The sequence below is a fragment of the Arthrobacter sp. NPDC055585 genome (assembly GCF_053619115.1).
In genome coordinates this window covers 164,072-184,347 of the sequence record NZ_JBSHIT010000005.1, presented here as the reverse complement: position 1 = coordinate 184,347, position 20,276 = coordinate 164,072, and the positions used below count along the sequence as shown (strand labels likewise).

The following is a 20,276-nucleotide window of genomic DNA, read 5'->3' as shown; positions in this document are numbered from 1 at the left end:
ATGGAACCGGAGCACACGCGGGCACTGCACGGACGCATCATTTCCTGGTTCTCGGAGCAGGCCCGTGATCTGCCCTGGCGGCATCAGGACTGCTCTCCCTGGGGCATCCTGGTCAGCGAGATAATGCTCCAGCAGACCCCCGTGGTACGTGTCCTGCCGGTCTGGCAGGAGTGGATGCAGCGCTGGCCTGAACCCGCTGATCTGGCTGCAGAGCCCAGCGGTGAAGCGGTAAGGGCCTGGGGCCGGCTGGGCTATCCGCGCCGGGCGCTGCGCCTGCACGCCGCCGCAGTGGAAATCACCGCCAGCCACGGCGGCAAGGTTCCTGACACCCACGGCGCACTTCTTCAGCTGCCGGGCGTGGGTGACTACACCGCGGCCGCCGTCGCTTCCTTTGCGTTCGGGCGCCGGGAAACCGTGGTGGACACCAACATCCGCAGGGTCCACGCCCGTTTGGTGACCGGGGATGCGCTGCCGTCCCAGTCCCTGACGGCCGCGGAGAAAAAGCTGGCGGTTTCCCTGCTGCCCGCAGATGATGCTGAATCCGTCGCCTGGAATGCCTCGGTCATGGAACTGGGAGCGCTCGTCTGCACGGCGCGGACTCCGCGGTGCGGGGACTGTCCTGTGCTGGCCGACTGCGCCTGGGTTGCTGCCGGACGGCCGGAGCCGCACTACGTGCCCCAGGGGCAGGCCTGGCATGGAACGGACCGGCAGGTGCGCGGCGCCATGATGGCCGTGCTTCGCCAGGCAGACGGGCCGGTGCTGCGGGAACTGCTGCTGACCGGTCCGGTTGACCTGGTGGCTCCGGAGGCCGACGCCGCCCTCGCGCCGCTGGCTGCCCTCCACGCCCTCGCTGCGCCGCAGGAGCAGCTGGAACGGGCGCTCGAAGGACTGCTGCGTGACGGCCTTGCTGAGGCTGCAGGCGACGGTGTGCGCCTGCCCGCCTAACCTGTGCCTGCTGGCCGCCCGGGGTTAGATCTCTCCGAAACCGTTGCGGACTTCCAGCCCCAGCATCTCAACGGCGCGTGCGGCGTCCGGCCCGTGGGCGGAGACGGTCAGGGTGTCACCTGCCTTCAGCCCCAGGGTCATGAGCATCATGACCGATTTTCCGTCCACCCCGTTGATGGTGATGTCTGCGTCCAGATCAGCCATGGCCTGTGCGACGGCGGCTGCCGGGCGGGCATGAAGGCCCATCGGGTTGATGAGCTCCCAGGAAGCCTCGTGTACGCCGTCGTCGTCCTGGTCGATGTCATCCAGCGTGTCCCCGGCATCCGCAGCGGCACCGGCGTCCGTTTCCGGGGCCGCGGTGGAGGAGCCGCCCATGGTGGCAGTCACGGCCTCAGCGTCCCGGATGACGGCAGCCAGGTCCTGTCCGGTCTGCGCGGCGACGGCGGCCGCCACGGCTCCTTCCACCAGCGGTGCGTCCGCCAGGCGGACCTTTTCCCGCTGTTCGGGGTCCAGGAACTCCAGTGCCATTTCCGCGGTCATCACGGCAGATCCGAGGTCCGCGAGGAGCGCGACCCCGGCACCGCCGTCGGCCTGGGCTATCCCGGACTGGATTTTCTCCAGGCTGGTTCCGATTCCGCCGTCGTCCGTGCCGCCGGCGGCGATGATCGCAACATCGGGGGCCATCTGGCCGGCCAGTTCGGAGAGTCCCTCCGCCAGCTTGTCGCTGTGGGAGACGAGCACCAGTCCTACCTTCATGCCTGCTCCCCTGCCGCGCGGGCGGCTGCCTGGAGGATCAGCGTGGTGGACGCCGCACCCGGGTCCAGGTGCCCGGCGCTGCGTTCGCCGAGGTAGCTGGCCCGGCCTTTGCGGGCAATGAGCGGCTCCGTTCCGGCCAGGCCGCCATCGGCGGCGTTGGCTGCCGCAGAAAGCGTTTCGGCGCCGTTGGCACCGGCTGCGGATGCGGTTTCGGCCGCCTCCACCGCGGGCGTGAAGGCGTCGACCATGGTCTTGTCTCCGGGTTCCGCCTTGCCTCGGCTCACAATCCCGTCGCGGGCCGCCGTCAGGAACGCGACGACGTCGGCTGCGTCCAGGACGTCCTTCCCGGCGACGGCGGTGGAGCCGCGCAGGAAGGCGGTGCCGTAGAGCGGGCCGGCGGCGCCGCCCACCTTGGACATCAGGGTCATGGCGGCCAGCTTGAACACGTCTGCCGGGGTGGCCGGGGTGCCGTCGGCGTCGAGTTTTTCGACAATGGAGGTGAAGCCCCGGTCCATGTTCTCGCCGTGGTCCGCGTCGCCGATGGCCCGGTCCAGGTCAATCAGCCGCTGCCGGTTCTCATCCATCAAGGCCGCGGCGTCGCGCATCCATTTCTCTGCCCACTGTGCGTTCAGTTCCATGCTCAGACTCCCCACCGCAGGGCCGCGGTGTGCACCGGGGAATCCCACAGATCGATCATGTCGTCGTCCAGTTTCAGCACCGTAATGGAGGCTCCCTGCATCTCCAGGGCAGTGATGTAGTTGCCCACCAGGGACCGTTCCACGTGCAGCCCGCGGTCTGCCAGCAGCTTCGCAGCGTGCCGGTAAACAATGTAGAGCTCGCTCAGCGGCGTGCCGCCCATGCCGTTGACGAAGAGCAGCACCCGCTCCCCGCTCCCGGCTCCGAGGTCCGAGAGGATCGGTTCAAGGAGCTGGTCGGTGATCGCGTCCGCGGTGGCCATGGGCATCCTCCGCCGGCCGGGTTCGCCGTGGATGCCCACGCCCAGCTCAATCTCATTGTCCGCAAGGTCGAAGCTCGGCTCTCCGGCGTGCGGGACGGTGCAGGCGCTCAGCGCCACGCCCATGGACCGGACACCCGCGTTGACACGTTCTGCCAGGTCTGCGACGGCGTCGAGGGAATCCCCGCGCTCGGCGGCAGCACCGGCGATGCGTTCCACGAGCACAGTCCCGCCGACCCCGCGCCTGCCGGCGGTGTACAGCGAGTCCTCCACGGCGACGTCGTCATTCACAACCACCGACTTCACTTCGATGCCCTCGGCCTGGGCCAGTTCGGCGGCGGTCTCGAAGTTCAGGATGTCGCCGGTGTAGTTCTTGACGATCAGCAGGACGCCGGCACCTGAGTCCGTGTTGGTGATCGCGGGAAGGATCTGGTCGGGTGTCGGGGAGGTGAAAACGGCTCCGGGTACGGCGGCGTCGAGCATTCCGCGTCCCACGTACCCGGAGTGCAGCGGCTCGTGTCCACTGCCGCCGCCGGACACAAGGGACACCTTCCCGGAAACCGGCGCATCCCGCCGGGTCACGTACGCGGGGTCCGCGTGGACTTTGACCAGGTCGTGGTGGGCCATGCCGAAGCCTTCGAGGGATTCGGCCACCACGGCGCGCGGATCATTAATGAGTTTTTTCATGCCTGACGCTCCTTATGCCCGGAAAGGCTCCACTGCGCTGGAACGGGCTCCTTTGCCCGCTCTCCTGAGTGAGCCAACCCTACCCCCGCCAAGGGAGGCCTGCACAGGCTTTGCCGGTCCCTTAACGCACTGAAGGAAGGGCCGGATTGGCCCTTCCTTCAGTGTTCCCCGGCCAGCAGCGACAACAGCGACCGGGAGTCTGCGGGATGTTTACTTACCCTTGAATGCATCCTTGACGTGTTCGCCGGCCTGCTTCATGTTGGCCTTTGCCTGATCGCCCTGGCCGTCGGCTTCCATGCTGTGGTCACCGGTGACCTTGCCAAGGCCTTCCTTGACCTTGCCGCCGAGTTCTTCGCCCTTGTTCTGCATCTTGTCGTCTGCACCCATATTCGGCACCCGCTTTCTGATCGGCCGCCGGGCTACCCAATAAGCGATCAGCCTGTTGGATAACCCGTCCGGCATTTCTTGATGCTAAGTACCCTTACTGTATCGTTTTCGTGCGCAGATCTCCAGACCGCGGGGGTGGTTCCCCTATCCGCGAACATCCCGGATCATGCGGGTATTGCCGAGCGTATTCGGTTTTACCCGGGCCAGGTCCAGGAATTCCGCGACGCCTTCGTCATGGGAGCGCAGGAGTTCGGAGTAGACCTCCGGATCAACTGCACTCTGGCTTTCCATGACGCTAAAGCCGTGGCGTTTAAAGAAATCGACTTCGAAGGTCAGGCAGAATACGCGGGAGACTCCGATTTCGGCGGCGTCGGAAAGCAGCTGCTCAAGCAGGACGTGCCCGACGCCGCGGCCCCGCCAGTCCGGGTGCGCGGCCAGCGTTCGGACTTCGGCGAGGTCCTCCCACATGACATGCAGCGCTCCGCAGCCAATCACCTGGCCCTGGGCATCCTCGGCGATCCGGAACTCCTGAAGCCCTTCGTAGTAGGCAACCGTTTCCTTCGCCACCAGGACACGTTCCTCCGCCAGCGGGGCCACGAGGTCCCGGATATGCAGGACGTCGGAAGTCCTGGCCCTGCGGATGGTGAACGGTGCCTTCTGTGCGGTTGGAGTCATTGGTTCAGTCTAGAACTTCTGCACCTGCCCCGGACCCGCCGGTGACCTGCGGAGAAACAAGCTGCTAAACGCGAAGGAGCCCCCGGCGTACCGGGGGCTCCTTCGTCTTAGTGCCTAAGCACCTGGTTCTTTAGTTACTGCCCGTCGCCTACGCCGGCCTCAATGGCCGACGGGGCTTCTTCAATGGCACGCGGTGCTCCGTGTCCGGTGAAGGTGAACTTTGCCTCGTCACCCTCGCCTTCCACGTCAACGGAAACCATTTCACCGGGCTTGAGATCACCGAAGAGGATCTTCTCGGAGAGCTGGTCCTCGATCTCGCGCTGCATGGTGCGGCGCAGCGGGCGGGCACCCATCGCGGGGTCGTACCCGCGGGTGGCAAGCAGTACCTTGGCGGCCGGGGTGAGCTCGATGCTCATTCCCTTCTCCGCAAGACGCTTGCCGAGGCGCTCGAGGAACAGATCCACAATCTGGACGATCTCTTCCTGGGTCAGCTGCGGGAACACCACGGTGTCATCAACACGGTTGAGGAACTCGGGGCGGAAGTGCTGGCGCAGCTCCTCCGTGACCCGTGCACGCATCCGGTCGTAGCCGGTCTTGGTATCCGTGCCGGACTGGAAACCGGTCATGACGCCCTTGGAGATGTCCTTGGTACCAAGGTTGGTCGTCATGATGATGATGGTGTTCTTGAAGTCCACCACCCGGCCCTGCGAGTCGGTCAGGCGGCCGTCTTCCAGGATCTGCAGCAGCGAGTTGAACAGGTCCGCGTGGGCCTTCTCAACCTCGTCGAACAGAACCACGGAGAACGGACGGCGGCGGACCTTTTCGGTCAGCTGCCCGCCTTCTTCGTAGCCCACGTATCCGGGAGGGGCACCGAACAGCCGGGAGACTGTGTGCTTCTCGGAGTACTCGGACATATCCAGGGTGATCAGGGCTTCTTCGTCGCCGAAGAGGAACTCTGCCAGCGCCTTGGCCAGCTCTGTCTTACCAACACCGGTGGGGCCGGCGAAGATGAACGAACCGCCCGGACGCTTCGGATCCTTCAGGCCGGCACGCGTACGGCGCATGGCCTGCGAGATCGACTTGATGGCTTCATCCTGGCCGATGACCCGCTTGTGCAGTTCATCTTCCATCTTGAGCAGACGCGTGGATTCTTCTTCGTTCAGCTTCACCACGGGAATGCCGGTGGAGTTCGCGAGGACCTCTGCAATCAGTTCCTCGTCCACCTCAGCGATGTCGTCAAGGCCGCCGGACTTCCACTGGCGTTCCTTTTCAGCCCGCTGGTCCTGGAGCTTCTGCTCCTTGTCCCGCAGGGAAGCAGCACCTTCGAAGTCCTGCGCGTCGATCGCGGATTCCTTCTCCATCTTCAGGGCGGAGATGCGCTCGTCGATTTCCTTGAGCTCCGGCGGAGCGGTCATTCGGCGGATGCGCAGCCGGGCACCGGCTTCATCGATCAGGTCGATGGCCTTGTCCGGCAGGAAGCGGTCGCTGATGTAGCGTTCGGCAAGTGTCGCCGCCGAAGCCAGTGCAGCGTCCGTGATGGACACACGGTGGTGCGCCTCGTAGCGGTCCCGCAGGCCCTTGAGGATTTCGATCGCGTGGGCAACAGAAGGCTCGTTGACCTGGATCGGCTGGAAGCGGCGCTCAAGCGCTGCGTCCTTCTCAATGTGCTTGCGGTACTCATCCAGCGTGGTGGCGCCGATGGTCTGCAGTTCGCCGCGGGCCAGCATCGGCTTCAGGATCGAGGCTGCGTCGATGGCGCCTTCGGCGGCACCGGCGCCCACAAGGGTATGGATCTCGTCGATGAAGAGGATGATGTCGCCGCGGGTGCGGATCTCCTTGAGGACCTTCTTGAGGCGTTCCTCAAAGTCACCGCGGTACCGGGAACCGGCAACGAGCGAACCGAGGTCCAGGGTGTAGAGCTGCTTGTCCTTGATGGTCTCAGGGACATCGCCGCGGACAATCGCCTGGGCGAGACCTTCGACGACGGCAGTTTTGCCGACGCCCGGCTCGCCAATCAGGACAGGATTGTTCTTGGTGCGGCGGGACAGCACCTGCATAACCCGTTCCATCTCGTGCTCGCGCCCGATGACCGGATCAAGCTTTCCTTCACGCGCTGCCTGTGTGAGGTTGCGGCCGAACTGGTCCAGCACAACCGAGCCTGCCGGCTGGCCCTCCTGCTGCTGGCCTCCGGCAGAGACGGGCTCCTTGCCCTGGTAGCCGGAAAGCAGCTGGATAACCTGCTGGCGGACGCGGTTCAGGTCCGCTCCGAGCTTGACGAGGACCTGCGCTGCCACGCCTTCACCCTCGCGGATGAGGCCCAGCAGAATGTGCTCGGTCCCGATGTAGTTGTGCCCCAGCTGCAGCGCTTCGCGCAGTGAGAGCTCAAGAACCTTCTTGGCCCGCGGGGTAAAGGGGATGTGTCCGGACGGGGCCTGCTGGCCCTGGCCGATAATCTCCTGAACCTGTTCGCGGACGGCACCCAGAGAAATGCTCAGGGATTCAAGGGCCTTAGCGGCAACGCCTTCGCCCTCATGAATGAGCCCAAGCAGGATGTGCTCGGTGCCGATGTAGTTGTGGTTGAGCATGCGTGCCTCTTCTTGGGCAAGCACGACAACGCGACGGGCACGGTCGGTAAATCTTTCAAACATGAGGCACACTCCTAGCTAACGCGTATTTCGATGCTACGGCGGTTACCCGCACTTAAGGGGCGTGTTCGCCATGGGCGTGACCTCCTGGGGGCTTCTTAGCCCTGGGCTGCCCGGTAAGCCTCGATGATCTCGCTGTTTACGCGGCCGCGTTCGGAAACCGTGTAGCCGTTGCTCCGGGCCCATTCACGGATCTGTGCTGCCTCATTGCTGCGGGCCGCTCCGGTGCCGCGCGGACGGCCGGTGCGGCCGCCGGTCTTGCGGGCTGCGTCAACATACTGCTTAAGTGCCGCGCGGAGGTTCTTCGCATTGTCATTGGAGAGGTCAATCTCGTACTGTGACCCATCCAATCCAAAGCGGACGGTTTCATCGGCGCTTCCGCCGTCGAGGTCGTCTACCAGAATAATTTTTACCTTTTGCGCCATGATCAGGCTCCTATGCACTCAAGCGGCGGAATGTTGTCAATTTCGAGACCACTTCGAGTATGGCGCAATTGGTAATCCCCCGTCAAAGCAGGAGAGGCATTTTCTTTAGTTATTCTTTATCAGCAGAACCGGAGGGGTCCATTTTGACATCCGGGGCCTGCTGACCATTCTGATCGGCCTCGCGTTCAGCCTCGGCAAGGGCTTTACGTTCGGAACGATCAGCGTTCAACACTGCCTTCATCACAAAATAAAAGAGAGCAGCGACACATATTGAGGGGAGGAGAACTTCCACATATTCCATGTTCTAACCCATTTCAGGCTTTAGGAGGGGGAACAGAATTGTTTCCCTGATTCCGGCGTTCGTGAAAAGCATCACCAGTCGGTCGATGCCCAGCCCAATGCCGCCCATGGGCGGAGCCCCGTATTCAAGGGCCCGGAGGAAGTCCTCGTCGAGGGCCATGGCTTCGTCATCGCCGGCTGCAGCCTTGCGGGACTGCTCCGTGAGGCGCTCCCGCTGAATGACCGGGTCGATGAGTTCCGAGAACGCAGTGCCGCGTTCCATTCCGCCGATGATCAGGTCCCAGGCTTCAATCAGGCGGGGATCCTCGCGGTGCGGGCGCGCCAGCGGCTGGGCGGACGGCGGGTAGTCGTAAACAAAGGTGGGCTGCAGCAGCGTCGGTTCGACGATCTCGCCGAACAGCTCAATGACCAGCTTTTCCGCATCCCACTTGGGATCAACCTTCACATTGTGCTTTTCCGCGACGGAGCGCAGCGTTTCTGCGTCGGTGTCCGGAGTGATTTCCTGGCCCACGGCTTCGGAGAGGCCGGGGTATACGGAAAGCCAGCGCCATTCGCCGTCGAGGTCAATGGTTCCTGCCGCGGTTTCGATCTGTCGGCTGCCGGCGGCGTCCGCGGCGTTGAGGATGATTTCCTTGATGCGGTCCGCCATGACGTACTGGTCCGCATACGCCTCGTAGCATTCCAGCGTGGTGAATTCAGGGCTGTGGGTGGAGTCCACACCTTCATTGCGGAAGATCCGCCCCAGTTCGTAAACGCGTTCAATGCCGCCCACGACGGCGCGCTTGAGGTAAAGCTCGGTGGCAATGCGCAGCGTCATTGGCTGATCGAAGGCATTCAGGTGTGTCTCGAACGGGCGCGCTGCGGCACCGCCGTGGATGAGCTGAAGCATGGGCGTTTCAACTTCCACGTAGCCGTGGCTGTGAAGGGTGTCGCGCACGGCGCGGATGATCGCGGCCCGCTTGTAGACCATGTCCCGGGCTTCGTCACGGACCATCAGGTCAACGTAGCGCTGGCGGACACGGGTTTCCTCGTTCAGGTCCGCGTGCAGCACCGGCAGTGGGCGCAGTGCCTTGGAGGCCATGGACCAGGAGTCCGCCATGACGGACAGCTCGCCGCGGCGGGAGGAAATGACTTCGCCGCGGATGAAGACGTGGTCGCCAAGGTCCACCGTGGACTTCCAGTCAGCCAGTGCTTCCTCGCCGATGGAGGCCAGGGAGAGCATTGCCTGGAGGCGGGTGCCGTCACCCTCCTGCAGGGTGGCGAAGCAGAGCTTTCCGGTATTCCGGATAAAGACAACGCGGCCGGTGACCCCTACGGTTTCGCCGCTGGCCTCGTCTGCCTGAAGGTGTCCGAACTTCTCCCGTATCTGCCGCAGGGAGTGCGTGCGCTCAACACCAACGGGGTAGGCTTCCTGGCCCCGCTCGAGCAGCTTGGCACGCTTTTCCGCGCGGATGCGCATCTGCTCGGAGGAATCTGCTGCTTCGGGAACGACGTTAGAGGAGGTCACGATTCTTAAGTCTACCCAGCCGGGTCAAAACGCCTGACCGAATTCGCTGCCGGGCCGGGTTCAGCCGTGCAGTTCCGCGTTGTCGATCAGGCGGATTCCGGCCACGCGGGCGGCAACCAGTGCCAGCGCCGGGCCTGTGAGGACGTCCCTGGCTCCGGATGGAACCGGTTCGAGCGTGAGCGGATCCACAACTTCGAAGTAGTCCAGTTCGACGCCGGGGGTGGCCTCAATCAGCGCAGCTGCGGCAGGTACATCCAGAGGCTGTCCGGCGGCGGCCCGCTCCTGCAGACCGGCGAGCGACCGGGAAAGCACCAGGGCCCGGCTGCGGTCTTCGGGGTTCAGGAACACGTTCCGGCTGGATTCGGCCAGCCCGTCGTCGGCCCGCACGATGGGAACAGGGTAGATCTGGACCGGGAAGTTCAGGTCGGAAACCATTCGCCGGATCAGGGCTACCTGCTGGGCGTCCTTCTGTCCGAAGTAGGCCCGGAATTCTGCTGGAACTGCCGGCTGCACGCAGTGGAAGAGCTTGGCTACAACGGTGAGTACGCCGTCGAAATGCCCGGGCCGGGACGCACCCTCAAAGCGGGTGCCGAGGCGGCCGGAACTCACGCGGACCAGGGGTTCGCCGCCGGGGTACATGGTCTCTTCGCTCGGCGCGAAGACCACGTCCACGCCCGCCCGGCCAAGCAGCTCAAGGTCTGCGTCCAGGGTCCGCGGGTAGCGGGCCAGGTCGCCGGGATCATCGAACTGCAGCGGGTTGACGAAAACGCTGGCCACTACGACGTCGTTGTCAGCCCGGGCGGCCCGGGCCAGGGACTCGTGGCCGGAATGGAGGGCACCCATGGTGGGCACCAGGCCCAAGGCCGGACGGTCCTTGCCGGTGGCTTCGAGGAGTTCGGTTACGGCCTTGCTGAGTTCTGCGGGGGTTGTTGCCAACCGGGGGTGGTTCACCGGGGTCCTTCGGGTTCGGAATTAAGTACTTCCATAATTCTCTCTCCCTGAGCCGGTGTTAGCAGACCACGGGCAACGGCCCGCCTGGCGGTGGCAGCGGAGAGGGCGCGGTAAGCCTCTGCCAGGTCCGGCGCAGCGTCCCTCTCCAGTGCGCGCCCGTGCGCTTCGATGGTGCCCGTGTCCCCGCGGGCCACCGGACCCGTCAGTGCGTGTTCCCCGGACGCCAGGGCGTTTTCCAGTGAAGCCCGCATCAGCGGGCCGAGCAGCCGTGCGGGCTGCTCGACGCCGATTCCCTGCAGCAGTTCTGCCGACTGGGCTGCGATGGTCACCAGATGGTTGGAGGCGTGGGCGAGGGCCGCGTGGTACAGCTCCCGGTCTGCTTCGTCGATGACCACCGGCTCAGCACCCATCTCCACCACAAGGGCCTGCGCGATGGGCAGCACGGCGGTGGGTGCCGTGACACCGAAGGAGCAGTCCGCCAGCCGGGTGAGGTCCAGGCTGAGTCCGGTGAAGGTCATTGCCGGGTGCAGGGCAAGCGGGATTGCTCCTGCCTGCCGGGCAGGTTCCAGCACGGCGGTGCCGAAGCGGCCGGAAGTGTGGGCCACCAGCTGTCCGGCCTGCCAGGCGCCGGTGGCGGCCAGCCCGGACACCAGCGGCGGCAGGGCGTCGTCGGGCACTGCCAGGAGCACCAGTTCAGAGCGTTCAATAATGTCCGGGATTTCCAGTACGGGCACACCCGGCAGGAGGTTCTCGGCCCGTTCACGGCTGGCGTCGGAGACGGCGGAGACGCCCACCACCGCGTGCTCGGCAGCGCGCAGGGCTGCCCCCAGGACGGCGCCAACCTTGCCGGCGCCGATGACTCCGATTCCCAGCCGGCCGCGCCTGCGCTGATCAGCGGTGTTCATTCCAGTTTTCCTCCATTTGCGGGGCGGACGCTGTCTGTTCCGGGGCGGCCTGTTCGGGTGCGGCAGCCGGCGCTCCCGGTACTCCCGCCGCTGCCGGTTCCGGCGCTGGCGGCGGTGCCGTCTGGGGCACCGCGGGTCCGGTGGCGGTTTCGCGGTGCAGCCAGCGTTCGGTGCGGTCGCGGCGGCGGGCGTCGGCGGCACGCACGGATTGTTCATTGAAAAGCTCGAGCAGCACGTCCTGGTCCAGCTGGCGGATGATCGGCGCCACCGGCCCGGGCGTGGAATGCAGGCGCAGGTCGGCAATCCGCAGCTTGCGCGCCAGCGGGCCCTGCTGCAGCGCCATGGACTGGATCCGCTCATGGGGAACCACTGCGAGGGCGCGCCAGAGCCGGCCGCTGCGTGTTAGCAGGGCTGTTCCGGTCAGTGCGTAGCCGCTGCGCCGCCACTGCAGGGGCGCGACCCAGCGCGCCCTCCGCGGCGACGTCGTGAAGCCGTGCTCCTCTCCGCTGCCCTCGAGACCGGCCCGGAAGAGTCCCACCGGGTCATCCGTGCCCGGGTTGGGCAGGACAAGCGCGAGGATCTGGAGGGTTTCGTCCAGTGTGCCGGCGGGAAGGAGTTTGGTGCGTGCGGAGTCGGCACCCGGGGAGGCGCCGTAGCCGGCAACGTTGACGGAGATCCGGTACCAGCCGGCAGGACGCCACAGCAGCGGCTGCGTAACGGACACAGCCTGGATCCGCCCCGGAGGAACAGTCTGCGTCCGGGTGTCCAGCAGTCCGTACCGGATGCGGACACCGTCCCGGGAGACTGCTGCCCGGAAGTTCCAGGCTGTGCTGAGCATTGACCAGTAGCCGCTGACCACTGCCAGTGCCACCGGGATAAAGCCCGCAAGGGAGACCCCCTCACCGGTCACCAGGGTAAGAATGACCACCGCGATGATGCCCAGCACCAGGACCACGGTGTTGCCGGAGAGCGCGGTGGCTCCGATTACCCGGCCGGGCCGGAGGGCCAGGATGGGGTACTCGGGTGCTTCGGCGGGCCGCCGGGCCGCCGGAGCGCCGCCCGGCTCGCCATCGTGTTTCGGGGAATCCTCGATGCCGGCCCCGGTTTGCGCGCCTGAGGCCCGTTCCAGAATCGTGGCGCGCAGCGTGCGCGCGTCGTCAAGGCGCAGGTAGGCCAGCCGCACGGCTGATTCTCCGGCGTCGGCCACTTCGAAGCGCAGTTCACCCAGGCCGAACAGGCGGGCCAGCAGCGGCTGGTTGATGTCGATGGCCTGCACCCGGTCCAGGCGGGCCTGCCGGTGCTGGCGGAACAGGACGCCGGAACGTACCCGCACATGGTTGTCGGTGACCTGGTACCGGGTGAACCACCAGGACAGGAAGAAGACGACGCTGATTGCCAGGACCAGTACCGCCAGGCCAATGATGGCCCAGATCAGCGGCGTGCCGTCGGGCAGGGGGCCGCCGGGCCGCTCGCGGAGGAAGAATGCCTCTGCCGAATCCCGGCCGAGGAAGTAGGCGACGGCGGCCAGCGCGATCCATCCCCGCACCAGCGGGGACACCGGGTGGACCCGCTGCCAGCCGGCTTCCTCTGTGCCGGCTGCGTCGCGGGGGGTGGTGCTCACAGGCCCGCCAGCTGCGCCTCGCCGCGCGCAGACAGGTGTTCACGCAGCCGTGCGCCTTCGGCGGCGGGCAGGCCGGGAATGGTTGCGTTCGTGGTCTGGGACGCGGTGTGCAGCTTGAGTGTGCAGAGTCCGAAGAGCCGCTCGAAGGGGCCCACTGCGACGTCGATGTACTGCATTCTGCCGTAGGGAACCACCAGGGTGCGCTGGAAGAAGATCCCGGAGCGGAGCAGCAGATCCTCATTGCGTTCGGCGTAGCCGATGGCCCGGACCTGCCGGGGAACCAGCACCGCCCGCCAGAGGAAAGCGACCAGGAACACGGCCGGGAGCCCCCAGGCGATCCACGCCGGGAACCGGCTCCAGATGCCCAGCAGGTGCAGCACCAGCGGAACGCTGGCCAGTGCCAGCGTGATCAGGGCTTCAACTGCCAGCGACAGCAGCCGCAGCGTGAGGTAGCGCTCAGAGACCCGCTGCCAGTCCAGGCCCTGCGGATCTATTGCCGAACTACGCATACTCTCCCCCGCCGTTGTTTTCTTCGCCGCCGTTTTGGTCCTCGGGTGGAATCCTGCAGAACCGCTCCACCACCAGTCCGGTGGCTATCATGATCATCCCGCCGACGGACATGGCAAGTGAAGCCCACGTCGGTGCGTGGTTTGGCCGCATCTGCCACAGGCCCAGCTGATCAAGGAAAATCCCGCCGTGCCAGCCCAGCAGCAGCGCCCCGGCGTAGGCGGTGGCCTGCGCCAGCACCAGCGTGCGGGCGGCGGCGATGGGGTCCAGCGGCTTTTCCCGCTCGCCGTTGCGCCAGCGGCGCACGCGCAGGCCAAGGAACAGGGTGAAGCCGACGATAAAAGCGAGGGTGAGCAGGGCAGTGAAGTTCAGGACCGGTGCAGGAAAGCCGTTGCGGGTGGCCCAGGCGTTCACCTGCCAGCCGGCGATGCCAAAAACCACGGTGGTGACGGCAAGCCAGCGGTACCGGATGCTCCTCACGCTGAGCTCACTCCCCCTCGAAGAGTTCGACGCCGGGCAGGTCGGCGGCCCGGGCGGCCAGGTCTGCCACGGGTTTTCCCTCCAGCTTGGCGTCCGGATCCATCCATGCCCAGGGCTGGAGCACAAAAGCGCGCTCTGCTGCCCGCGGATGGGGAACGGTCAGCACCGCGTCGTCGATGTGCTCGGTGCCGTAGGTAATGATGTCCACATCGAGGGTCCGCGGGCCCCAGCGCACTTCACGGGTGCGGTGGTGCCGGTTCTCCACGTCGTGGCAATGATCCAGGAGCGAATGGGCGTCCAGGCTGGTTTCGAACTCGGCCACCAGGTTTAGGTAGCCGGGCTGTCCCTCCGGTCCGCCGACGGGACGGGTGCGCGCCACCGGTGACACGGCGACCAGTTTCATGCCGGGATGGTCTGCCAGGGCGGCGACCGCGTCGGCCAGGGTGCTGCGGGATTCACCGAGGTTGCTGCCGAGGGCCAAGACGGTGCGGACGGCGTTCATGCGCGTTCCCGGTGGATCTGGATTTCGACGTCGCCGAAGGGGACGGTGATGGGAGCGTGCGGCTTGTGCACGGTAACCTCAACGGCGTCCACCACGGCAAAGCCGGACAGCACGTGGGCTGCGATCCGTTCTGCGAGGGTTTCGATCAGGTTCACCGGGTCCCCGGCGATGATGGCGCAGACCTGCTCGGCCAGCTCACCATAGTGGGCAGTCAGGGTCAGGTCGTCGGCGGCAGCGGCAGGCCGCAGGTCCGTGTACAGGACCAGATCAACGGTGAATTCCTGGCCGTCCCGCCGTTCGTGGTCAAAGACCCCGTGGTAGCCGGTGGCGCGGAGTCCGGTGAGCCGGATCCGGTCACGGACGGGCAGGTGCGCTGGGGACTCCACCGCTAGCCCTGCCAGGCAGCTGCGACCTTGACCGCGTCCACGTTCGCAGCGACGTCGTGCACACGGACGGCCCAGACGCCCTGGCTGGCGGCCAGGGCGGTGGTGGCCAGGGTGGCATTGTCACGTTCGGCGGGCGGGGCGGCCTTGCCGGCAGTGGTCAGCAGGGAGCCGAGGAAGCGCTTGCGGGAAGCACCCACCAGCACCTTGTGTCCCAGGACGGTCAGCCGGTCAACGTTGCGCAGCAGCGCCCAGTCGTGTTCAGCGTTCTTGGCAAAACCCAGTCCCGGATCAAGGATGATCTGCTCAGGGGCAACACCTGCTTCGTAGAAGCGGTCCCGCAGGCCGGTGAGTTCGGCAATCACGTCCTCTACGACATCTTCGTAGCTGGCCTTGGGATCCTGGCTGCGGACGCTGCCGCGGCTGTGCATCAGCACGTAAGGAACCTTGGTGCGGGCAATCAGTTCGGGCATCGCCGGGTCCAGCTCAAGTCCGGAGACGTCATTGATCAGGCCTGCACCGGCTTCGATCGCCTTTTCGGCGGTGGAGGCGTTCATGGTGTCCACGCTGATCAGCGCGCCGGCCTTCACGAGGGCTTCGACAACCGGGAGGATCCGGCGCTGTTCCGCTTCAGGGCTGATGCGCTCGGCATCCGGCCGGGTGGACTCCCCGCCGATGTCGATGATGTCAGCGCCGTCATAGTGCATCTTCAGTCCGGCGCGGATGGCTGCGTCGGTGGTGTCATGCTCACCGCCGTCGCTGAAGGAATCCGGGGTGACGTTCAGGATTCCCATCACCAGGGTGCGTCCTTCGGGCAGGTCCTCGAAGCGGCGCTTTTTGGCTCCGGGCCGGATGACCGGCAGCGGGTTGGTGGCGGGCCCGGTTCCGGGAGTGGCAGCTAGCGAATCCATCGAGTCGTCCTATCGTCCGAGTATCAGGCTCATTGCTTCTGCACGCGTGGCGGTCTCACGCAGCTGGCCGCGCACGGCCGAGGTGACCGTCTTGGCACCTGGCTTGCGGACCCCGCGCATGGACATGCAGAGGTGTTCACATTCAATGACGACGATCGCGCCGACGGGCTGCAGGTTGTCCATCAGGGCATCCACGATCTGCGTGGTGAGGCGTTCCTGGACCTGGGGCCGGCGGGCGTAGACATCAACCAGGCGGGCGAGTTTGCTCAGCCCGGTGACCTTGCCGTCGTGGGAGGGGATGTAACCAATGTGCGCCGAGCCGTGGAAGGGAACCAGGTGGTGCTCACAGGTTGAGTAGAACGGGATGTCCTTGACCAGCACCATTTCCTCATGGTCCAGGTCGAAGGTGGTCGCCAGCAGATCCGAGGGGCTCTGGTGCAGTCCGGCAAAGATCTCCGCATAGGACTTGGCCACCCTCGCAGGGGTTTCCTTCAGTCCGTCACGGTCCGGATCCTCCCCGATCGCGAGGAGAATTTCGCGAACCGCCCGCGCAATGCGGGGCTGGTCCACTTCAGAGGCCGTCTCAGTCAGCTCAGCCAGGGTCAGTTCGTCGTCGAAATCCGTCACTGCACGATCCTACCGTGGACGCTGAAGCGGGCCGGACGGTCGGAACATCCAGTTCCGGCCGTCCGGCCTGCGGTTATTCGTGGTTCGAGGAGCCGGTGTGGCTGCCCCGGCCGCTGTTCTCAGGCTCGGGGAGCCCGTTGGCGGAGACGTCGAAGTCCTGCGGGATATCGGCGTCGGCAATCTGGTCCTGCGGTGCGACGGTGGCCGGATCCGGCTCGCCGGCGGCTGCAGCCTCTTCGCGTTCCCGCGGGGAGACCACCGGAGGAATGTCATGCACCGGACGGGTGGGCTTGGAAAGCCAGACCTCCCGGACGTCGCGCATGCGCACGTCGCGGAACACCTCGGCGATTTCGGCCTGGTTCAGCGTCTCGCGCTCAAGCAGCTCCAGTGCCAGACGGTCCAGCACGTCACGGTTCTCCGTGAGGATCTGGTACGCCTCGTCGTGGGCGTTGTCCAGCAGGCGCCGGATTTCCTCGTCCACCACGTAGGCCACCTGATCGGAGTAGTTGCGTTCCTGGCCCATGTCACGGCCCAGGAACGGTTCCCCGCCGCCGGAACCGAGCTTCACGGAGCCGATCCGCTCACTCATGCCGTACTGCGTAACCATCTTCCGGGCCGTGGCAGTGGCCTTCTCGATGTCATTCGAGGCGCCGGTGGAGGGGTCGTGGAACACGATTTCCTCCGCGACGCGGCCGCCCATGGCGTAGGCCAGCTGGTCCAGCAGTTCGTTGCGGGTGACCGAGTACTTGTCATCCTGCGGCAGCACCATGGTGTAACCCAGGGCCCGGCCGCGGGGCAGGATGGTCACCTTGGTGACCGGGTCCGTGTTCCGCAGTGCCGCGGCAACCAGGGCGTGGCCGCCCTCGTGGTAGGCGGTGATCTTGCGCTCAAGTTCCTTCATGACCCGGCTGCGCTTCTGCGGTCCGGCGATCACACGGTCAATTGCCTCATCCAGCGCCCGGTCATCAATCAGCTGCGCGTTGGAGCGTGCGGTGAGCAGGGCAGCCTCGTTGAGCACGTTGGCCAGGTCTGCGCCGGTGAAACCGGGGGTCTTCCGGGCGACGGTCTCAAGGTCGATGCCCGGCGCCATCGGCTTGCCCTTGGCATGGACCTGCAGGATGTGCAGGCGGCCCTGCATGTCCGGGGCCTCCACACCGATCTGGCGGTCGAAGCGGCCCGGACGCAGCAGTGCGGGGTCCAGGACATCCGGACGGTTGGTGGCAGCAATCAGGATGACGTTGGTGTTGCCGTCAAAACCGTCCATTTCGACCAGCAGCTGGTTCAGGGTCTGCTCGCGTTCGTCGTTGCCGCCGCCTACGCCGGCGCCGCGGTGGCGGCCGACGGCGTCGATCTCGTCAACGAAGATGATGGCCGGAGCGTTGTTCTTGGCCTGTTCGAAGAGGTCGCGGACACGGGATGCGCCCACACCAACGAACATTTCAACGAAGTCCGAGCCGGAGATCGAGTAGAACGGCACACCGGCTTCGCCTGCCACCGCGCGGGCCAGCAGGGTCTTGCCGGTTCCGGGCGGGCCGTAGAGCAGCACACCCTTGGGGATCTTGGCGCCCACAGCCTGGAACTTTGCCGGTTCCTTGAGGAACTCCTTGATTTCGTGGAGTTCTTCCACTGCTTCGTCAGCACCGGCAACATCCGCGAAGGTTACCTGGGGCATGTCCTTGTTGGTCAGCTTGGCCTTGGACTTGCCGAACTGCATGACCTTGGATCCGCCGCCCTGCATGCGGGTGAGCAGGAACCAGAAGATGACACCAAGGATGATGATGGGCAGGAAGAGGCCAAGGAAGCTGGTGAACCAGTTCGTCTGGACGGGCTGGTCGGTGAAGCCGTCGACGTCGGAGTTGTTCACGGCCTCGACGATGTCCTCGCCGCGGGCGGATCCGAAGAAGAACTGGATGTTCTCGCCCTTGTCTTCATACGGTTCCCGCAGGGTGAGATCCACCCGCTGGTCGCCGTCGTAGATCTTTGCCTGTTCCACCTTGTTGTCGGCCAGCAGCTTCAGGCCAACATTGGTGTCAACCTGGGAAGCGCCGGAGGGGGCAAGGTTGGGAAGGATGATCAGCAGTGCGGCAAGAGCCAGCACGATCCAAATGATCGGTCCCTTGAAGAAGTTCTTGGATTTCATTCGTCGTCAGGGCAGATGCCCCGTCCCTCCTGATCAACAACGCTGATACTGCGCGAAATTCGCTGGTTAGCAATGTCTAGCTATACACCGTCTCCAAGAAACACACGGTCCAGCGGACCCGATAGTTCCCTCAGGGCGTATCCGCCGGCCGTGATTCCCCTCATGCGGCAGGGTGTAAAAAACCCGCCGTCCCGCCCCGGGCACCGAAAGCCGGTGCGCCGGTTTGGGCCAGCGGGTTCAGCAGGCGGTTGAAAACTGCCTGGAGTGCTTATTCGTAGACGTGCGGCGCCAGGGTGCCGATGAAGTCCAGGTTGCGGTACTTCTCGGCGAAGTCCAGGCCGTAGCCAACAACGAATTCATTGGGGATCTCGTAGCCGACGTACTTCACGTCGATCTCAACCTTGGCGGCGTCGGGCTTGCGCAGCAGCGTGCAGATTTCGACGCTTGCCGGGCCGCGGGACTGCAGGTTGGTGCGCAGCCAGGACAGGGTCAGGCCGGAGTCGATGATGTCTTCGACAATCAGCACGTGCTTGCCCAGCAGGTCGGTCTCCAGGTCCTTGAGGATCCGGACGACGCCGGAGGACTGGGTGCCGGAGCCGTAGGAGGACACTGCCATCCAGTCCATGGAGACGTGGCTGTGCAGGGCACGGGAGAGATCCGCCATGACCATTACGGCACCCTTGAGGACGCCGACAAGCAGGATGTCGCGTCCGGCGTAGTCGCGGTCAATCTCCGCCGCCAGTTCCTTGATCCGCTCGGCAATCTGTTCCCTGGTGTAAAGAACGTGTTTGAGGTCTGACTGGACGTCGTGTGAATCCACGAATGGCTCCCGGGTGCGAGATGTTGCAGCTGGTCTTAGGCGCTGCTCTTTTTCCTAAAAACAAGATTGCCATAGCTTGGGCTGCCTTGGGGAACCGGCTTTGTCCGCACCTGCCGGTACGCAGAGACCTTCCCGGCCAGCTGCACCGGACCGGCAGACCCTTCCCGCTTGAGCAATGCCTCCACGGCACGCACCCTTTCCCAGCTGGGACGGGCCGCCCCGAGCTCCGCGGCAGCCAGGGCCAGCACCCGCTGGCGCAGCGCCGCGGGCATCCCGCGCAGCGCCTGCTCTGAGAGCAGGATCTCTTCCGGGGCGCCCTCGCCGGCAGCGTTTCCGGCTTCCCCGCGCAGCCGTGCGTAGGTTTCGGCAGCCTGGGCATCGAGGTAGTCGGCGTCCTGGGCCAGGATCCGGGAGCTGCGGAAGAGCGCTTCGGCAATGCCGGGGCCCAGTTCGCTTTCAAGGAACGGCAGCACGGAGGTCCGTACCCGTGAGCGGGCAAAGGATGGGTCCGCGTTGGTGGGATCGTGCCAGGGATCAAGGTCCTGTGCGGCGCAGATCTCTTCGATTTCTTCCCGCCGCAGGCCCAGGAACGGACGCAGGTAGAGTCCGCGGCGGGCCGGCATGCCCGCCAGTGACCTGGTCCCCGAGCCCCGGGCAAGTCCGAGCAGCACCTGCTCGGCCTGGTCATCGAGTGTGTGGCCCAGCAGTACGGCGTCTGCGCCGGCCGTGGCGGCAGCGGCGTCGAGCGCTTCATAGCGAACAGTGCGGGCGGCCGCTTCCGGGCCCATCCCGGATTCCGGAACCTCCACCCGGGTGACGGTGACCGGGTCCAGGCCCATGGCGCGCAGTTTGCCTGCAGCGGCCTCGGCGACCTCAGCCGAGCCGGCCTGGAGCCCGTGGTCGACGACGGCGGCACCAACGGCATAGTCACCGCGCCGGTTGAAGAACGACGCCGTTTCCGCCAGTGCCAGCGAATCCGGGCCGCCGCTGCAGGCCACCAGGAGCACCGGGGGGTTGGCCGGGTTGGGCGGGAGGCCTGCTTCGCTCAGGAAGTCCTTGAGCATGGCGCGGGCCTTGCCCAGCGTGGGGTTCAGCCGGCGGCGGGCGCGGGCGGCGGGCACAAGGGGATGCATTGGGGAGTTGTTCA

General features: G+C 65.6%; 22 protein-coding genes. 1 reads left to right on the top strand and 21 read right to left on the bottom strand.

What is annotated here, in order from left to right; all coding sequences use genetic code 11:
* A complete protein-coding gene (locus ACWGQ2_RS10615) occupies positions 1-945 on the top strand; it encodes an A/G-specific adenine glycosylase (protein ID WP_452017013.1) in 945 nt (314 codons plus the stop codon).
* 24 nt (positions 946-969) lie between these two features.
* On the opposite strand, the gene dhaM is transcribed toward ACWGQ2_RS10615, so the two are convergent.
* From dhaM to tilS, 21 genes are all read right to left on the bottom strand, one after another.
* Positions 970-1,701 (bottom strand): dihydroxyacetone kinase phosphoryl donor subunit DhaM, encoded by a 732-nt coding sequence (gene dhaM, locus ACWGQ2_RS10610; RefSeq protein WP_452017011.1) that lies wholly within the window; start codon positions 1,699-1,701, stop codon positions 970-972.
* Complete coding sequence (gene dhaL / locus ACWGQ2_RS10605; RefSeq protein WP_452017009.1) at positions 1,698-2,339, bottom strand: dihydroxyacetone kinase subunit DhaL; 642 nt, start codon at positions 2,337-2,339, stop codon at positions 1,698-1,700. Before dhaL ends, dhaM begins: the two co-directional genes overlap by 4 nt.
* Positions 2,340-2,341: 2 nt before the next feature.
* On the bottom strand, positions 2,342-3,343 hold the full coding sequence (dhaK, locus tag ACWGQ2_RS10600; RefSeq protein ID WP_452017007.1) for a dihydroxyacetone kinase subunit DhaK: 1,002 nt from the start codon (positions 3,341-3,343) through the stop codon (positions 2,342-2,344).
* Positions 3,344-3,553: 210 nt separating this feature from the next.
* Positions 3,554-3,730, bottom strand: a complete 177-nt coding sequence (locus ACWGQ2_RS10595; protein ID WP_325788529.1) for a CsbD family protein — start codon at positions 3,728-3,730, stop codon at positions 3,554-3,556.
* Positions 3,731-3,874: 144 nt separating this feature from the next.
* A complete protein-coding gene (locus ACWGQ2_RS10590; protein ID WP_452017005.1) occupies positions 3,875-4,405 on the bottom strand; it encodes an amino-acid N-acetyltransferase in 531 nt (176 codons plus the stop codon).
* A gap of 134 nt (positions 4,406-4,539) precedes the next feature.
* Positions 4,540-7,053 (bottom strand): ATP-dependent Clp protease ATP-binding subunit, encoded by a 2,514-nt coding sequence (locus ACWGQ2_RS10585; RefSeq protein WP_452017003.1) that lies wholly within the window; start codon positions 7,051-7,053, stop codon positions 4,540-4,542.
* A 95-nt stretch (positions 7,054-7,148) separates the two neighbouring features.
* Positions 7,149-7,475: a histone-like nucleoid-structuring protein Lsr2 gene (locus ACWGQ2_RS10580; RefSeq protein WP_452017001.1), complete on the bottom strand. Its 327-nt coding sequence runs from the start codon at positions 7,473-7,475 to the stop codon at positions 7,149-7,151.
* A 109-nt stretch (positions 7,476-7,584) separates the two neighbouring features.
* Positions 7,585-7,776, bottom strand: a complete 192-nt coding sequence (locus ACWGQ2_RS10575; RefSeq protein WP_452016999.1) for a hypothetical protein — start codon at positions 7,774-7,776, stop codon at positions 7,585-7,587.
* 3 nt (positions 7,777-7,779) lie between these two features.
* The gene (gene lysS / locus ACWGQ2_RS10570; RefSeq protein ID WP_452017239.1) at positions 7,780-9,234 is read right to left on the bottom strand and encodes a lysine--tRNA ligase; all 1,455 of its coding nucleotides are present in this window, start codon (positions 9,232-9,234) and stop codon (positions 7,780-7,782) included.
* A gap of 108 nt (positions 9,235-9,342) precedes the next feature.
* Positions 9,343-10,218: a pantoate--beta-alanine ligase gene (panC, locus tag ACWGQ2_RS10565; protein ID WP_452016997.1), complete on the bottom strand. Its 876-nt coding sequence runs from the start codon at positions 10,216-10,218 to the stop codon at positions 9,343-9,345.
* An 11-nt stretch (positions 10,219-10,229) separates the two neighbouring features.
* A complete protein-coding gene (locus tag ACWGQ2_RS10560) occupies positions 10,230-11,138 on the bottom strand; it encodes a Rossmann-like and DUF2520 domain-containing protein (RefSeq protein WP_452016995.1) in 909 nt (302 codons plus the stop codon).
* Positions 11,125-12,759 (bottom strand): PH domain-containing protein, encoded by a 1,635-nt coding sequence (locus tag ACWGQ2_RS10555; protein WP_452016993.1) that lies wholly within the window; start codon positions 12,757-12,759, stop codon positions 11,125-11,127. Before ACWGQ2_RS10555 ends, ACWGQ2_RS10560 begins: the two co-directional genes overlap by 14 nt.
* On the bottom strand, positions 12,756-13,268 hold the full coding sequence (locus ACWGQ2_RS10550) for a PH domain-containing protein (protein ID WP_452016991.1): 513 nt from the start codon (positions 13,266-13,268) through the stop codon (positions 12,756-12,758). Before ACWGQ2_RS10550 ends, ACWGQ2_RS10555 begins: the two co-directional genes overlap by 4 nt.
* On the bottom strand, positions 13,261-13,746 hold the full coding sequence (locus ACWGQ2_RS10545; RefSeq protein ID WP_452016989.1) for a DUF3180 domain-containing protein: 486 nt from the start codon (positions 13,744-13,746) through the stop codon (positions 13,261-13,263). The genes ACWGQ2_RS10550 and ACWGQ2_RS10545 overlap by 8 nt, the downstream gene beginning before the upstream one ends.
* A gap of 7 nt (positions 13,747-13,753) precedes the next feature.
* Entirely contained in the window at positions 13,754-14,248 is a 495-nt protein-coding gene (gene folK, locus ACWGQ2_RS10540; protein ID WP_452016987.1) for a 2-amino-4-hydroxy-6-hydroxymethyldihydropteridine diphosphokinase, read from the bottom strand.
* Positions 14,245-14,634 carry a dihydroneopterin aldolase gene (gene folB, locus ACWGQ2_RS10535; protein WP_452016985.1) on the bottom strand — a complete coding sequence of 130 codons (390 nt, stop codon included), beginning with the start codon at positions 14,632-14,634 and terminating at the stop codon, positions 14,245-14,247. Before folB ends, folK begins: the two co-directional genes overlap by 4 nt.
* A 2-nt stretch (positions 14,635-14,636) precedes the next feature.
* Positions 14,637-15,542, bottom strand: coding sequence for a dihydropteroate synthase (gene folP / locus ACWGQ2_RS10530; RefSeq protein WP_452016983.1), 906 nt, complete (start codon positions 15,540-15,542; stop codon positions 14,637-14,639).
* A gap of 9 nt (positions 15,543-15,551) precedes the next feature.
* Entirely contained in the window at positions 15,552-16,169 is a 618-nt protein-coding gene (gene folE, locus ACWGQ2_RS10525; RefSeq protein ID WP_452016981.1) for a GTP cyclohydrolase I FolE, read from the bottom strand.
* A gap of 73 nt (positions 16,170-16,242) precedes the next feature.
* On the bottom strand, positions 16,243-18,309 hold the full coding sequence (gene ftsH / locus ACWGQ2_RS10520; RefSeq protein WP_452016979.1) for an ATP-dependent zinc metalloprotease FtsH: 2,067 nt from the start codon (positions 18,307-18,309) through the stop codon (positions 16,243-16,245).
* A 268-nt stretch (positions 18,310-18,577) separates the two neighbouring features.
* Positions 18,578-19,129: a hypoxanthine phosphoribosyltransferase gene (hpt, locus tag ACWGQ2_RS10515; protein WP_152224999.1), complete on the bottom strand. Its 552-nt coding sequence runs from the start codon at positions 19,127-19,129 to the stop codon at positions 18,578-18,580.
* Between the two features lie 35 nt (positions 19,130-19,164).
* Positions 19,165-20,262 (bottom strand): tRNA lysidine(34) synthetase TilS, encoded by a 1,098-nt coding sequence (gene tilS, locus ACWGQ2_RS10510; protein ID WP_452016977.1) that lies wholly within the window; start codon positions 20,260-20,262, stop codon positions 19,165-19,167.
* Positions 20,263-20,276 lie beyond the last annotated feature (14 nt).